This is a genomic window from Solibacillus faecavium (genome assembly GCF_014836905.1).
Taxonomy (GTDB): Bacteria; Bacillota; Bacilli; order Bacillales_A; family Planococcaceae; genus Solibacillus; species Solibacillus faecavium.
The window spans coordinates 18592-34406 of record NZ_JACSPZ010000007.1; the positions used below are offsets into that span (position 1 = coordinate 18592).

The 15815-nt window shown below is 38.7% G+C and carries 12 protein-coding genes; all 12 read left to right on the forward strand.

All coding sequences use genetic code 11. From position 1 onward, the window contains the following. Nucleotides 1–72 precede the first annotated feature (72 nt). The 12 genes from H9635_RS13735 to H9635_RS13790 all read left to right on the forward strand — a co-directional run bounded on the left by H9635_RS13735 (nucleotide 73) and on the right by H9635_RS13790 (nucleotide 15714). The gene (locus tag H9635_RS13735; protein ID WP_191700884.1) at nucleotides 73–1803 is read left to right on the forward strand and encodes an adenine deaminase C-terminal domain-containing protein; all 1731 of its coding nucleotides are present in this window, start codon (nucleotides 73–75) and stop codon (nucleotides 1801–1803) included. Between the two features lie 23 nt (nucleotides 1804–1826). After that, nucleotides 1827–2876, forward strand: coding sequence for a DUF3048 domain-containing protein (locus tag H9635_RS13740; RefSeq protein ID WP_191700885.1), 1050 nt, complete (start codon nucleotides 1827–1829; stop codon nucleotides 2874–2876). Nucleotides 2877–2895: 19 nt separating this feature from the next. Continuing rightward, nucleotides 2896–3210, forward strand: coding sequence for a YerC/YecD family TrpR-related protein (locus H9635_RS13745; RefSeq protein WP_191700886.1), 315 nt, complete (start codon nucleotides 2896–2898; stop codon nucleotides 3208–3210). 205 nt (nucleotides 3211–3415) lie between these two features. Further along, nucleotides 3416–4108, forward strand: a complete 693-nt coding sequence (locus H9635_RS13750) for a heptaprenylglyceryl phosphate synthase (protein ID WP_191700887.1) — start codon at nucleotides 3416–3418, stop codon at nucleotides 4106–4108. Between the two features lie 42 nt (nucleotides 4109–4150). Further along, nucleotides 4151–6409: a DNA helicase PcrA gene (gene pcrA, locus H9635_RS13755; RefSeq protein WP_191700888.1), complete on the forward strand. Its 2259-nt coding sequence runs from the start codon at nucleotides 4151–4153 to the stop codon at nucleotides 6407–6409. Nucleotides 6410–6421: 12 nt separating this feature from the next. Beyond that, the gene (ligA, locus tag H9635_RS13760; protein ID WP_191700889.1) at nucleotides 6422–8419 is read left to right on the forward strand and encodes an NAD-dependent DNA ligase LigA; all 1998 of its coding nucleotides are present in this window, start codon (nucleotides 6422–6424) and stop codon (nucleotides 8417–8419) included. 18 nt (nucleotides 8420–8437) lie between these two features. Beyond that, nucleotides 8438–9613, forward strand: coding sequence for a CamS family sex pheromone protein (locus H9635_RS13765; protein ID WP_191700890.1), 1176 nt, complete (start codon nucleotides 8438–8440; stop codon nucleotides 9611–9613). A gap of 331 nt (nucleotides 9614–9944) precedes the next feature. Continuing rightward, complete coding sequence (gatC, locus tag H9635_RS13770; protein ID WP_008408705.1) at nucleotides 9945–10235, forward strand: Asp-tRNA(Asn)/Glu-tRNA(Gln) amidotransferase subunit GatC; 291 nt, start codon at nucleotides 9945–9947, stop codon at nucleotides 10233–10235. 17 nt (nucleotides 10236–10252) lie between these two features. Continuing rightward, nucleotides 10253–11716 (forward strand): Asp-tRNA(Asn)/Glu-tRNA(Gln) amidotransferase subunit GatA, encoded by a 1464-nt coding sequence (gene gatA, locus H9635_RS13775; protein WP_191700891.1) that lies wholly within the window; start codon nucleotides 10253–10255, stop codon nucleotides 11714–11716. Between the two features lies 1 nt (nucleotide 11717). Next, nucleotides 11718–13163, forward strand: coding sequence for an Asp-tRNA(Asn)/Glu-tRNA(Gln) amidotransferase subunit GatB (gene gatB, locus H9635_RS13780; protein WP_191700892.1), 1446 nt, complete (start codon nucleotides 11718–11720; stop codon nucleotides 13161–13163). Nucleotides 13164–13663: 500 nt separating this feature from the next. Next, nucleotides 13664–14845, forward strand: coding sequence for an N-acetylglucosamine-6-phosphate deacetylase (gene nagA, locus H9635_RS13785; RefSeq protein WP_191700893.1), 1182 nt, complete (start codon nucleotides 13664–13666; stop codon nucleotides 14843–14845). Beyond that, a complete protein-coding gene (locus H9635_RS13790; protein WP_191700894.1) occupies nucleotides 14842–15714 on the forward strand; it encodes a GNAT family N-acetyltransferase in 873 nt (290 codons plus the stop codon). The genes nagA and H9635_RS13790 overlap by 4 nt, the downstream gene beginning before the upstream one ends. Nucleotides 15715–15815: the final 101 nt, after the last annotated feature.

A 15815-nucleotide genomic window follows, 5' to 3' on the forward strand; every position in this document is an offset into this window, starting at 1 on the left:
AGCAAAATATAATAGATTTAGTATGGTTTTTTCTAATAAAAAGATACTAAATTTTTGGAGGGAGTGTTTAAAATGCCAGAAATAAACTGGAAATTAAATAATATTCGAAAGCATGTAGGTATCATTGATGGGCATGACGCTCCAAACCTGGTTTTAAGGAATGCAAAATATTTGCATAGTATACTTAAAACTTGGGTGTCAGGTAATATTTGGATTAGTGATGACCGTATCGTTTATGTGGGAAATCAGATGCCTGCAAACCTTAATGGAACGGAAGTTATAGATTTAACAGGAAAGATTGTTGTACCGGGTTATATTGAGCCTCATGTACATCCATTTCAATTATATAATCCTCATAGTTTTGCAGAATTTAGCGCACAATCAGGAACAACAGCATTTATATCCGATAATATGACATTTGTCTCTTTATTTGAAAATAAGAAAGCGTTTTCTTTGATGGACGAGCTTGCAAAATTACCGTTCTCTTTTTATTGGTGGAGTCGCTTTGATTCACAAACAGAGCTTGAGAATGAAGGGGAGCTTTATTCGAATGCCTCGGTAATGGAATGGCTAGAACGTCATGATGTAGTGCTTGGTGGAGAACTTACGGGATGGCCTCGGGTAATGCACGGGGATAATCAAATGCTTTACTGGATTCAAAATGCCAAGCATAAAGGGAAAAAGATTGAAGGACATTTACCGGGTGCTTCAGAAAAAACATTAGCAAAAATGAGATTATTCGGTGTAGATGGTGATCACGAATCAATGACAATAGAAGACATTGAAGCGCGTTTACTTCATGGCTATGCCGTTACACTCCGCTATTCGTCAATTCGTCCGGATTTACCTCAACTTTTAAAAGCAGTCGTTGATAAAGGCTATGAAATATTTGATCATTTAATGATGACGACAGACGGCTCTACACCAAGCTTTCATGAAGATGGTGTAATAGATAAATGTATTCGTGCGGCACTTGAAGCAGGAGTACGTCCGGTAGACGCATATAATATGGCAAGTTATAATGTAGCACGTTATTATAATATGACGAATTTACATGGACTCATTGCTACAGGACGCTATGCAAGTTTAAATGTACTAACAGATGAATATTCACCTACACCGGAATCGGTACTTTCAAAAGGTGTATGGTTAAAGCGTAATCATCAAGATATGAAGGCATTTCCATCCGTGGACTTGTCCGTTTTTGAGAGTTTGAAAATAGATTTTGACTTACATGAGTCTGATTTTCAGTTTTCGATGCCTATAGGAATTGAAATGGTCAATGATGTAATTACAAAGCCATATAGTATAAAAAATCATGGACATAATATTTCATTAACTACAGAGCATGATGAAAGCTTTTTAATGCTCGTTGACCGTAAAGGGAAATGGCGCATTAATACAATGATTAAAGGCTTTGCAACACATGTAAAAGGTTTTGCCTCCTCTTATTCTAATACGGGGGATATTATCTTAATCGGAAAATCGATGCATGATATGCAGCACGCATTTAATGAGTTAAAGAAAATGGATGGCGGTATAGTACTTGTTGAAGATGGACAAGTTGTAACAAAATTACCGCTACAATTATCAGGTGCTGTGTATGATGGCGCTGTGGAAGACTTGATTCCGCTTGAGCTTGCATTAAAAAGCGCATTAAAAAAACGCGGTTATAGTCATTCAGATGCGATTTATACGTTACTATTTTTACAATCAACGCATTTACCATATATTCGAATTACAACGCGTGGCATTTTTGATGTCATGAAAAATACGGTCATGTTACCAGCTGTGATGAGATAGATAAAATGAGGGGAGTTTGCAGGATGAAGCGCAGTATATTGATATTAGCGATGTTAAGTATGGCCGTGATTACAGGGTGTTCCAATAAAGAGCAGGCAGAGGAAGAGCCAGTAGTTGAAGTAGAAGAGCAGGAAGATATTATTGTGGCTGGTGCAGAAGTACTGCCTTTTGTAACACCATTTACAGGTGAAAGAGTAGCGGAAGAAGTTACAATGCGCCCCATTCTTGCAACGATTAATAACCATCCGCAGGCACGCCCACAATCAGGCTTAGCGCAGGCAGATGTTGTGTACGAGATGTTGGCAGAAGGGGATGTGACACGTTTTTTAGCGCTTTATCAATCCGAAATCCCTGAATCGATCGGACCAATCCGTAGTGCCCGTTCGTACTTCATTGATATTGCCAATGGATTAGATGCCTTTTATATTGCGCATGGTTACAGTCCAGAAGCAAAATCAATGCTTGAACGTAAGGTTGTAGAAAATATTAACGGAATGCATTATGATGGGACTTATTTCAAACGTTCTTCTGCACGCAAAGCACCTCATAATTCTTATATATCCGGTGAAAACGTTCGTGCAGGAGCAGAAAAAGTAGGTGCTTCATTACTTTATCAGAAAAAAGTATCATATCCATTCTATGAAGCTGAAGATAATGTTAAAATAGGAACAACGGCTAATGAAGTATTGATGAAATATAATAATAGTGGTTCATTTAATAGTCAGTATGTATATAATGCAGACTCAAATCGGTATACGAGATATTCAGCAAATACGGAAACAATCGATTATGAAACAAATGAATCTATCGAATTAGCTAATATATTATTTTTTGAAATGCCGCACCGCATTATTGATAATGCAGGAAGACGTGATATTACAATTACTGGCGGAGGCAATGCGTACCTAGCCCAAGCGGGAATGGTACGGGAAGTTAAGTGGAAAAACGCAGATGGTTTGTTAATCGCTATTGAGGAAGATGGCTCTGAAGTAAAGTTAGTACAAGGGAAGACATGGGTACATTTCGTACCATCATCTCCAGGTTTAGCAACATCTGTTATATATTCAGAGTAGAAAGGAAATGATGGGCTAAATGCAAATTGAAAAAATTCGCGGTCATCAAACAGAACAGCTATTTAAAGCGGTCCTGGAATTAAAAGATATCGAGGAATGCTATAAGTTTTTTGATGATTTATGCACGATCAGTGAAATCCAATCATTAGCACAGCGTTTCGAGGTTGCACATTTATTACGTTTAAAGAAGACGTATGAAACAATTAAAAAGGAAACAGGTGCTTCGACAGCAACGATTTCCCGTGTACGCCGTTGCTTTGACTATGGAAATGATACTTATGATGAGATGTTGGGACGTCTTTATCCGGATGAAAAGCCATTTACACCAAAGTGATAAAGCTTACGAACAACTTCTGTCATTGAATTCGATTATGCTAAGATGAATGTTTAAATATGAGTAGCTTAAAGACTGAGTAGATTTTCTCACTCAGTCTTTTATTATTTTTTATACATTCGTTATACTATTAGATAGTCGTAAATAATAAGAACTGACTTAAAATATAAATTAGAAGAATTTAAAAGAATAGGTGGAAGAGAGAATGGATTACTTAAATTGGCGTCACGTGTTTAAATTAGACCCTGCGAAGGAAATTTCAGATGAGGCGTTAGAGCTAATTTGCGAATCAGGTACAGATGTAATTTTGGTAGGCGGTACAGATGGGGTGACCCTTGATGGAGTCCTGGACTTATTAGTACGTGTCCGCCGTTTTTCCGTGCCGATTGCGCTTGAAATTTCAAATGTTGATAGTATTAGTCCAGGCTATGACTATTATTTCATCCCGTCTGTTTTAAATAGTCGTGATACAAAATGGGTGAAAGATTTACATCATGAAGCTATTAAAGAATACGGCGATGTTTTAATTTGGGAAGAGCTTGTTGCAGAGGGCTATTGTGTATTAAATCCAGATTGTAAAGTAGCACAAGTGACAAATGCTAAAACGGATTTAACGGTAGAAGATGTAGTGGCGTATGCAAGAATGGCCGAAAACTACTTTAAATTACCTATTTTCTATTTAGAATATAGTGGAGCATATGGCGATATTGAAGTGGTAAAAGCTACAGCAGAAGTTTTAGATAAAACAAAGCTATTTTATGGCGGTGGTATTACCTCTGTTGAGCAGGCGAAGGAAATGGCTGCGCATGCCCATACGGTTATTGTTGGCAACATTATTTATGACGACTTAAAAGCTGCATTAAAAACTGTACAAGCAGTGAAAAGCATCGTGAAGTAATATATAATAGGAACAAATGTTCTTTAGATAGGAAGGTGCAATATGGAGCACATAGCAAAAAATTTAATTGCTGGTATGAATCCGCAACAAGCAGAAGCGGTGAAAACAACAGAAGGTCCACTCCTTATTATGGCAGGAGCAGGATCAGGAAAAACACGTGTCCTAACACATCGTATCGCGTATTTAGTCGTAGAGCGTGAAGTATATCCGTCAAAAATTTTGGCCATTACATTTACGAATAAAGCAGCCCGTGAAATGCGTGATCGAATCGATGGGATTTTAGGGACAGGTACGACAGAAAGTATGTGGGTATCAACATTCCACTCAATGTGTGTGCGTATTTTGCGTCGTAATATCGACCGTATTGGCTATTCAAAAAGTTTCTCTATTTTAGATAGCTCTGATCAGCTGACAGTAATAAAAAATATATTGAAGCAAGATAATATCGACCCGAAAAAGTACGATCCGCGTGCAATATTAAATACGATTAGTTCGGCAAAAAACGAATGTATTACAGTAGATGGTTTTGAAGCGAATATGAATCCGCATAATCCATTTGAAAAGATTGCTGCACAAGTGTACAAAGGCTATCAAAAACGCTTAAAACAAAATCAAAGCCTCGACTTTGATGATTTAATCATGCTTACGATTCGTTTATTTAAAGAAGCGCCGGATGTACTGGAATTCTATCAAAATAAATTCCAGTACATTCACGTGGATGAGTATCAGGATACCAACAAATCGCAATATTTGTTGGTTCAAATGTTGGCTAAGAAGTTCCGTAACATTTGTGTTGTAGGGGATTCGGATCAATCGATTTATCGCTGGCGCGGTGCGGATATTACAAATATTCTTTCGTTTGAAAAGGATTATAAAGAAGCTAAAGTAATAATGCTTGAGCAAAATTACCGTTCGACGAAGCATATTTTACAAGCTGCAAACAGCGTTATTGAGAAAAATAAAGACCGCTATAAAAAAGTACTGCGAACAGATAATCCTGAAGGTGAAAAAATTCAGCTGTATAAAGCAGGTAATGAGCAGGATGAGGCTCAATATGTTGTACGAACGATTCAAAAGCTCATGAAAGATGAGAATTATAAGCTGGACGATTTTGCGATTTTATACCGAACAAATGCCCAATCACGTGTTATGGAGGATGTACTCGTAAAATCAAATATGAACTATCAAATTGTTGGCGGTACAAAGTTCTATGATCGAAAAGAAATTAAAGATTTACTGGCATACTTACGTTTAATTGCAAACAATGATGATGACTTATCACTGGCAAGAATTATTAATGAACCAAAACGTGCGATTGGTGCGACTTCATTTGATAAAATGCTTGTCTATGCGATGGAACGCGATCGTTCGATTTTCGATGCGATGGGTGAGCTTGTATTTATGGGGCTTTCAGGGAAGGCAGCCACATCTGCTGAAAATTTCTATAATATGATACGTTCGTTAAGTAAACGTCAACAAGAATTATCGGTAACGGAAATTGTAGAAGAAGTGCTTGAAAAATCAGGTTACCGTCAAATGCTGAAGGCTGAAAAATCAATTGAAGCGGAAAGCCGACTGGAAAATATTGAAGAGTTTTTAACCGTAACACAGGCATTCGAGGCGCGCAGCGAAGATCAGTCATTAGTAGCATTTTTAACGGATCTTGCACTTATTGCTGATATTGATTCTTTAGATGAAGAAGAAAAGGCAAAAGGAACGATTATTTTAATGACGATGCATGCCGCAAAAGGGTTGGAATTTCCCGTTGTCTTTATTATTGGGTTGGAGGAAAATATATTCCCGCACTCTCGCTCATTGGAAAGTGAAGATGAAATGGCCGAGGAAAGACGTTTAATGTATGTTGGAGCGACTCGGGCGGAACAGCGCCTTTACTTATCTTGTGCAGGATCCCGTACGATATTCGGCCGTACAGGCTACAATGCACCGTCACGTTTTTTACGCGAAATTGATGAAAATGTGTTAGAGCAAGTTTCAAAAGCAAATACTACATCATATCGTGATGATTCATTACCGTTTAAATCGAACCGTTATGACCGTATGCCGAAGCGTTCATTAGGAAGTGTGCAGGCACCTGCTTCACAAACATCACGCTTAAATTCTACAGGTGGCGATAAGTTTAATTGGCAAGTTGGAGACAAAGCATCCCACGGTAAATGGGGTGTAGGTATGGTCGTTAGCGTAAAAGGTGAGGGAGACAGCATGGAGCTGGATATTGCGTTCCCGGCACCAACTGGCATAAAGCGTTTACTTGCAAAATTTGCGCCGATTACGAAAGCTTAGGAGGAACATTTGATGAATGAAATAGAACAAAGAATTGCGGAATTGAACACGCTTCTTCATGAGTATGGCTATGCGTATTATGTACTGGATAAACCGGTAGTAGAAGATAGTGTATATGATCAGCTTTTACATGAACTTATCGCCTTAGAAGAAGCAAATCCGGAATTTATTTATCCTGATTCTCCTACTCAGCGTGTTGGCGGCATGGTATTGGAAGGCTTTAAAAAGGTAACCCATGAAACAGCAATGCTTAGTTTATCGAATGCTTTCAATGAAGAAGATTTACGTGATTTCGACCGAAAGATTGAGCAGGCAATCGGTAAAAATTATTCTTATGTATGTGAGCTGAAAATAGATGGTTTGGCCATATCTCTGCGCTATGAAAACGGGGTATTTGTACAAGGCGCTACACGTGGTGACGGGACAGTTGGTGAAGATATTACAGCCAACCTAAAAACAATCCGTGCCATTCCTTTACGTTTAAATGAACCAGTAACATTAGAAGTGCGCGGCGAAGCTTATATGCCGAAAAAATCTTTTGAGAACCTGAATAAACGTCGTGCTGAAAAGGGAGAAGAGCTATTTGCAAATCCTCGAAACGCGGCAGCAGGCTCGTTACGTCAATTAGATCCGAAGATTGCAGCAAGCAGAAATTTGTCGACCTTTATATATGCAGTTGGCGGGGACGGAGAAAGCTATGGAATCGACGGGCATTGGGAAATGCTCAAGTATTTGGAGGAGCTAGGTTTTCCATCAAATAAAGAGCGTGAGTATTGTGAAACTATTGACGACGTTTTGGCGTTTATAGAAAAGTGGACAGAAGCACGCCCGAATTTATCATATGAAATTGATGGCATTGTCATCAAAGTGAATCGCTATGCCCACCAAGATGAACTTGGCTTTACGGCAAAATCGCCACGCTGGGCAATTGCTTATAAATTCCCGGCAGAAGAAGTGGTAACAAAATTATTGGATATTGAACTAACGGTAGGTCGCACAGGTGTCATTACTCCGACAGCGATTTTAACACCGGTACTTGTTGCAGGAACTACTGTAAGCCGTGCATCATTGCACAATGAAGACTTAATCCGCGAAAAGGACATTCGAATCGATGATACGGTTATCGTACGAAAAGCAGGAGATATCATTCCGCAAATTGTAGGGGTCGTTCTAGAACAGCGCCCAGATGACGCTGTACCGTATAAAATGCCGACTCATTGCCCTGCGTGTGATGAAGAAGTTGTACGCATTGATACTGATGTAGCATTGCGCTGCGTGAATCCACAATGTCCGGCACAAATCGCGGAAGGCGTGAAGCATTTCGTTTCCCGTAATGCAATGAATATCGACGGGTTAGGCGAAAAAGTTGTAGAACAGTTGCTTCGTGAAGGGTATATTGAGGATGTTGCTGGTTTATATGAATTGACAGTCGAGCAACTAATTCAGCTAGAGCGAATGGGGCAAAAATCTGCAACGAATTTAGTGGAGGCACTACTGCAGTCGAAGGATAATTCCCTGGAGAGATTACTGTTTGGTCTTGGTATACGTCATGTAGGAGAAAAGGCAGCAAAAATTTTAGCTGCACATTTCGAAACGATGGACGCCTTAATGCAAGCCAAAGAAGAGGAATTGAAGGATATTCATGAAATTGGTGATAAAATGGCCGAATCTATCGTAGCCTATTTTGCGAATGAGTCCGTGCAACAGCTAATCGAGCGCTTAAAGGAATTTGGTCTTAATATGTCCTATAAAGGTAAGAAGGTTGTTGTAGAAGCAGGGGCAAATCCTTTTGCTGGGAAAACAATTGTGCTTACAGGAAAACTTCAACAATTGACACGTAACGAAGCAAAGGCGAAAATAGAACAGTTAGGTGGAACGGTTGCAGGGAGTGTAAGTAAAAAAACAGATCTTGTAATCGTTGGTGAAGATGCTGGCTCAAAGCTCGAAAAGGCTCAAAGCTTAGGCATAGAAATTTGGGATGAAGTGCGCCTAATCGAACAATTAATATAGTAAAGGGGACTTGTTCTCATGAAACGATATCGCTGGATACCTGCGATAATTGCAACGGTCCTGTTATCAGCGTGTGCGCCAAACATTACACCTGATACAGAGCTGACACAAGAATCAGACTCGGATCAAGCTGTTGAAACAACGATTATCCCGAATATGCAAATTAACGATAAATTTTATCGTACATTAATTCCTTATAAGGAAAGCGCAAGTCGAGGATTGGTCGTTTCAAATATTTATACGAAATATGACATGAAAGAAGTCGAAACAGGTTTAATGCGTATTTCACAAAATCACTTTGATACGGAAAATTACTATTTTCAAGAAGGACAATACTTAGACGAAACAACGTTGAAATACTGGTTGGCACGACCAAACCAAACAGAGGATAAAGGGCCTGAATACCAAGGGTTAAACCCTTCAAGTATTGATGAAGAAACTGGTAAGGAGATGGATCCTACTGTTAAAGCGACAGAAGCACCGGTATATTTAGCACATATTATCGAACAAAATTATTTAACAAAAACAGATGACAATAAAGTGAAATTGGGCGGTGTTTCGATTGGTTTAGCGCTCAATTCAATTTACTATTATCAAAAGGAACAGTACGGTGAGTTTTTTGAGCAGAAAATTCCGGATGATGAGTTGGAAGCAGCAGGTAAAAAGATTGCACAGGAAGTAGTCAATCGTTTGCGTGCACGTACAGATTTAGCTGATGTGCCGATCGTAATTGCCATATTTAAACAGGCAGAGCGAAATGCGATTGTACCAGGCACATACACAGACTATAATTTTGTCGACAAAGGTACGACTGCTCTGGGCGATTGGGAAGGAATCGATGAAAGGTATGTAACGTTCCCGATGAGTTCACCGGATGACATTTACCGTGACCTCAACAAAAAATTCCAAGACTTTAAACAGGATGTCGATAAATACTTCTCTAATTTCACGAGTGTATTTGCAACCGGCTTTTATCAGAATAAAAAAGTCCAGAAGCTTGATATCGAAATTCCGATTCAATTTTACGGCACAGCGGAAATTACTGGCTTTACCCAATATTTAACCGGCTTAATGCTCACGCATTTACCGCTGGATCTGTATATTTCGGTAAGTATTACTTCAGTAAACGGTCCGGAAGTATTGATTATTAAAGAACCAAATGATGATAAGCCATTTGTTCATATTTATGAGTAAAATTCAACGAAGAATACCATACTTTTAAAAGTGTGGTATTTTCATTTTTTTATAAAAAATCCACTTTATCACTTTAATGCGTTAATTTGGCGGAAAAACGTCCAAAGGAATGGATTGTTTGCTCGATTTTTTCGCAAAGCTGTGATTTTTATTAGGAAAAATGGTATCATTATGGGCATGGTTTATGTAGAATCAGCGGGTGTCCGAAACAATCACTGACTCCACATATAGCCCCGGCAGATAATCAAGATTTTTAGTTTTTCGAACGTATTCAAAAACTCTGACACATATGCCGAGGCATATTTGATTCGATACTTTGGAGGTGTAATAAATGGCAAAAATATCAAAAGAAGAAGTAAAACACGTAGCGCACTTAGCTCGCCTTGCAATCACAGAAGAGGAAGCAGAGAAATTTGCTGAACAACTTGGAAAGATCACTGATTTTGCAGAGCAGTTAAATGAATTAGATACAACAAATGTAGAGCCGACTTCACATGTTTTACCTTTAGTGAACGTACTTCGTGAGGACGTAGCAAAAGAAGGCTTACCTCTTGAAAAAGTAATGCTAAACGTAAAAGAACAAGAAGCAGGTCAAATTAAAGTACCATCAATTATGGAGTAATAGGAGGAACCACTCGCATGACAGTATTTGAGCGCACATCAGCACAACTACAAGAAAGCTTAAAGTCGGGCGAACTTACAATTGCGGAATTAACAAAAGAAGCATTTGACCGCATTGAAAAGTTAGACGGCGACGTACAAGCATTCTTAGCATTAAATAAAGAACAAGCAACTGCTAAAGCGGCAGAATTAGATAAAGTTCCTTTTGAGGAGCGCGGTCCATTATTCGGTATGCCTATCGGAGTTAAGGATAATATCGTGACAGAAGGTTTAGAAACAACTTGTGCTTCTAAAATCCTAGAAGGCTTTATGCCAATTTACGATGCAACAATCGTGAAAAAATTACGCGATGCCGGTATGGTAACAGTCGGTAAATTAAACATGGACGAATTCGCAATGGGTTCTTCAAACGAAAACTCGGCGTATAAAACAACGAAAAATCCATGGAATCTTTCGCACGTACCAGGTGGTTCTTCAGGTGCATCTGCAGCAGCAGTAGCAGCAGGCGAAGTCCCATTCTCACTTGGATCTGATACAGGTGGATCAATCCGTCAACCAGCAGCCTACTGTGGTGTTGTAGGAATGAAACCTACATATGGTCGTGTATCACGCTTTGGTTTAGTTGCATTCGCATCTTCATTAGATCAAATCGGACCAATTACACGTAATGTAACAGACAACGCATTATTACTTGAAGCAATCTCAGGTGTAGATGAAATGGATTCTACTTCTGCTGATGTGCCAGTACCGAATTATGCAGCAAGTTTAGATGGTAACATTAAAGGTTTAAAAATCGCTGTACCAAAAGAATTCCTTGGAGAAGGCGTTGGCGAAGCAGCAAAACAATCAGTTCTTGATGCACTGGAAGTATTAAAAGGTCTAGGCGCAACAGTAGAAGAGGTATCTTTACCGCACTCTAAATACGCGTTAGCAGCTTACTACATTCTTTCATCATCTGAAGCTTCTTCTAACCTTTCACGTTTTGACGGTATTCGTTACGGTTACCGTTCAGAAAACGCTAAAAACTTATTAGAGCTATACAAACAATCTCGTGCTGAAGGTTTCGGCGACGAAGTAAAACGTCGTATCATGCTTGGTACGTATTCATTATCAGCAGGTACGTATGATGCTTACTACAAAAAAGCGCAACAAGCACGTACATTAATTAAAGCAGATTACGACAAAGTATTCGAAAAGTATGACGTAATTATTGGACCTACTGCGCCAACACCTGCATTCGCAATCGGTGCTAACATTGATGATCCAATGACAATGTACGCAAACGATATTTTAACAATTCCAATTAACTTAGCGGGTGTACCAGCAATTTCAATCCCATGTGGTTTTGAAAATGACTTACCACTAGGGTTACAAATTATCGGTAAACACTTCGATGAAGAAACACTTTACCGCGTAGCATATGCTTACGAACAAAATACAGACTTTAACACAAAAACTCCAGCACTATGGGAGGTAAAATAAGATGAACTTTGAAACAGTCATTGGTTTAGAAATTCACGTTGAATTAAAAACGAATTCTAAAATTTTCTCGGCTTCCCCAAACCATTTCGGTGCAGAGCCAAATACAAATACGTCGGTAATTGATCTTGGGTACCCAGGTGTTTTGCCAGTATTAAATAAACAAGTAGTGGACTATGCAATTCGTGCTTCTTTAGCATTAAATATGGAAATCGAACAAGAAACTAAATTCGACCGCAAAAACTACTTCTATCCAGACAATCCGAAAGCTTACCAAATTTCACAATTTGATAAGCCAATCGGTAAAAATGGATGGGTTGAAATTGAAATTCCTGCTAAAGGCGATACGCCGGGCTACAAAAAGAAAATCGGTATTACACGTCTTCACATGGAAGAAGATGCAGGTAAATTAACACACGCTGATGGTTATTCTTTAGTAGACTTAAATCGTCAAGGAACACCTCTTGTTGAGATTGTATCTGAGCCAGATATCCGCACTCCGGATGAAGCCTACGCATACCTTGAAAAAGTGAAATCAATTATTCAATATTCAGGTGTATCAGATGTACGTATGGAAGAAGGTTCATTACGTTGTGATGCGAACATTTCGATCCGTCCATATGGTCAAGAAGAGTTCGGTACAAAAACAGAGCTTAAAAACTTAAACTCGTTTAACTTCGTACGCCGTGGTTTAGAGCATGAGGAAGTTCGTCAGGCAGAAGTACTAATGGCTGGTGGCATTATTGAGCAAGAGACGCGCCGATTCGATGAAAAGACAGGTAAAACGATTTTAATGCGTGTAAAAGAAGGTACGGATGATTACCGTTACTTCCCAGAGCCAGACTTAGTACGTCTTTCTATTTCTGATGAGTGGGTAGAGCGTATTCGCCAGTCAATTCCTGAATTACCGGATGCTCGTAAATCACGTTACGTTTCTGAATTAGGCTTAACAGATTATGATGCAAACGTACTTGTTGTTAATAAAGAGATTTCTGATTTCTTTGATGCAACAGTAACGGCTGGTGCTGATGCAAAATTAACGGCAAACTGGTTAATGGGTGACGTTTCTGCATACTTAAACTCAGAGCAAAAAGAGTTGAAAGATACTGCTTTAACTCCAGAAAACTTAGCTGGTATGGTGAAGTTAATTTCTGACGGCACAATTTCTTCTAAAATCGCGAAAAAAGTATTCACTGAATTAGTTACTAATGGTGGAGACGCAGCGAAAATCGTGAAGGAAAAAGGCTTAGTGCAAATTTCTGATCCTGAAGTAATCCGTGGCTTCGTAACGACTGTTCTTGATAACGATGCAAAATCGGTAGCTGATTTCTTAGGCGGCAACGAACGTGCGATTAAAGCACTTTTAGGCCAAATTATGAAAGCATCTAAAGGACAAGCAAACCCTCAATTAACAAACCAAATTTTAATGGAAGAAATTAATAAACGATAATTTCTTCGTGTGAGCGGCAGTCTGTTATAAATAGACTGTCGTGCAGACTGTAGACAAACTCTTAAATAGTGTTTGTTTACAGTTTTTTATTTTAAAATTAATTGAATCTAGACATCGTTGATTTCCGTTCCGGGACCGATGCTTTCCCCGGGCACGGCTCCAGCTAACTAACTTGTGCCTACGACGGCAGGCCCAAGTTAGTGGATCTTCCGCACGTGCTGTTCCCGGTGGAGTCACGGTCCCTCCACTCCAATCAACTAATTAATTCCTTTACATTAAGTGAGGCTAATATGACTAGCAATCATATTAATGAACAAGAAATATGGTAAGAAAGTTTGAACAACTTATTCCTGTTAACGCATCTATTGACAGAAAAAGCACCATTCTTCTCTGAGAGAAAAATGGTGCTTTTGGTTTCTATCCTAGAAATTCACTTGATAAATCGAAATCATAAGCTAATAATTGGAATTATAAATAGCGGAAAGAGGGAGGGGTTTATTATGGGAAAGACATGGGGTGTCGGACCAATCCAAATTGTACGAGAACAGCACATAGCCAGAGACCATTATGCGATTATTGAAGGCGCAAAAATTGTCCAGCTTTGTGAAAAAGCCGGCTTACCTGAACAGATTGATCTTGTGGAAACAAAGGCTACCTATAAATTAATGCCAGGGATGATTGACCAGCATATTCATGGAATGTCAGGTGCAGATGTAATGGATGGAACAGAAAGTAGTCTTAATACGATTAGTAAAGCACTTGCTAAGCATGGTGTGACGAGCTTTTTGGCAACTACAATGACAGCCGCATTAAATCAAATCGAACATGCTTTACGAACGATTGCCGATACGGGAAGTTCAATAGAGGGTGCCAAAATAGTAGGTATTCATTTAGAAGGTCCATTTATTAATCCGATTCAAAAGGGTGCACAGTCTGATCAATATATTATAAAGCCCTCTGCTGAAATTTTTGAAAAACTAAATTCATCTTCACAAAAACAAATAAAGCTCATAACATTTGCAGCGGAACTGGATGAAGGGAAAAAGCTTGCATCATACTTGAAAAATAATGACATTGTAGCATCCATCGGACATTCTAATGCGAAGTATGCTGAAACAAAGGTCTTATTGGAGCAACAGCTAATTCAAAATGCTACTCATTTTTGCAATGGAATGAGGTCAATCCATCACCGTGAGCCAGGTCTGCAAGTAGCTTTATTGCAAAGTGACAGTAAGCTAGAGATTATTGCGGATGGAATACATCTTGCTCCAGACATGATCCGCTTTATTTTTGAGACGATTGGTGAAGACCGGATGATATTAATATCAGATAGTATGAGGGCAACTGAATTGGTGGATGGCATTTATGATTTAGGTGGACAGCAAGTTCGTGTAGAGAATGGGTTGTGTAAACTGGTGGAAAGTGATGCGCTTGCAGGAAGCACACTTAATTTAAATAAGGCAAGGAAAAACATGAAAGAATGGCTTGAACTATCAGACTTGACGCTGGCTAAGCTGACAGCAACAAATAGTGCAAAACTGTTAGGGTTATATGAACATAAAGGTTCAATTGAAATTGGTAAAGATGCTGATTTTTATATAGTAAATGAACAAGAGGATGTTGTAATGACTGTTTCAGAAGGGAAAGTAATTTTTGAGAACCTAAAGGGGGAGTCCAAGTGAATTTTATTAAAGGGAATGCTATACGCAATGACTTACAGCTAAAAAGGAGTTTTTTTAATTTAGCTGATGAAACGTTTAGTCTTAAATTTGAACAATGGGATGAGCTTGGTTATTGGAACGATACATATTGTCCCTATGCATTTGAAGTGGATGGTGAAATAGCTTCAAATGTATCAACAAGTACAGGATTGATGGTTTTAGATGGCAAACAGTATAAAGCTGTACAAATAGGGACTGTCATGACAAATCCAAAATTCCAAGGGAAGGGATTGTCACGGAGGCTAATGGAAAAAGTAATGGAGGATCAAGCAAATGCCAATATACTTTACTTATTTGCAAATAAGTCAGTATTAGGTTTTTATCCGAAGTTTGGATTTGAAATGCGTACTCAATCTACTTTTACATTGGATAAAAAAGATCTTGTATCCAATGAAAAGGAAATAAACAAAATTAACATGGATAATAATATCGAAAGAAGGCTATTTTACGATACGACGATGAGCCGTGTACCAATTAGCCAAAAAATGAGTATGGTTCAAAATGAAAGTATTGTTATGTTCCATGCATTGACGCAATATCGGGATTGTATCTACTATGTTCCAAAGTTCCAGGTATATGTCATTTTAAAAGAATCAGCTCAACATGTTGAAGTAATTGATGTAATTTCTAAAGAACCTTTTGATTTGTTGGAAGTGTTGGAAAGCCTACCGATTAAAACCTCGAAAGTTAAACTGTGCTTTACACCGGATAATTTAAAAATTCCCGTTGTACAGGAAATGTTCAAAGATGAGGGAGCCATGTTTGTGAAAAATCAAATTGATATCGACTATCCGAATAATTTACTGTATCCATACAGTGGTTTAGCATAATAAATGGAGGTCCGGAAAATGTTACCCGGACCTCCATTTTGCGGATTCATCATAATAAGTTGGGGATGACAAATTGCCGCCTCGCGATAGCGCAAGCGGCT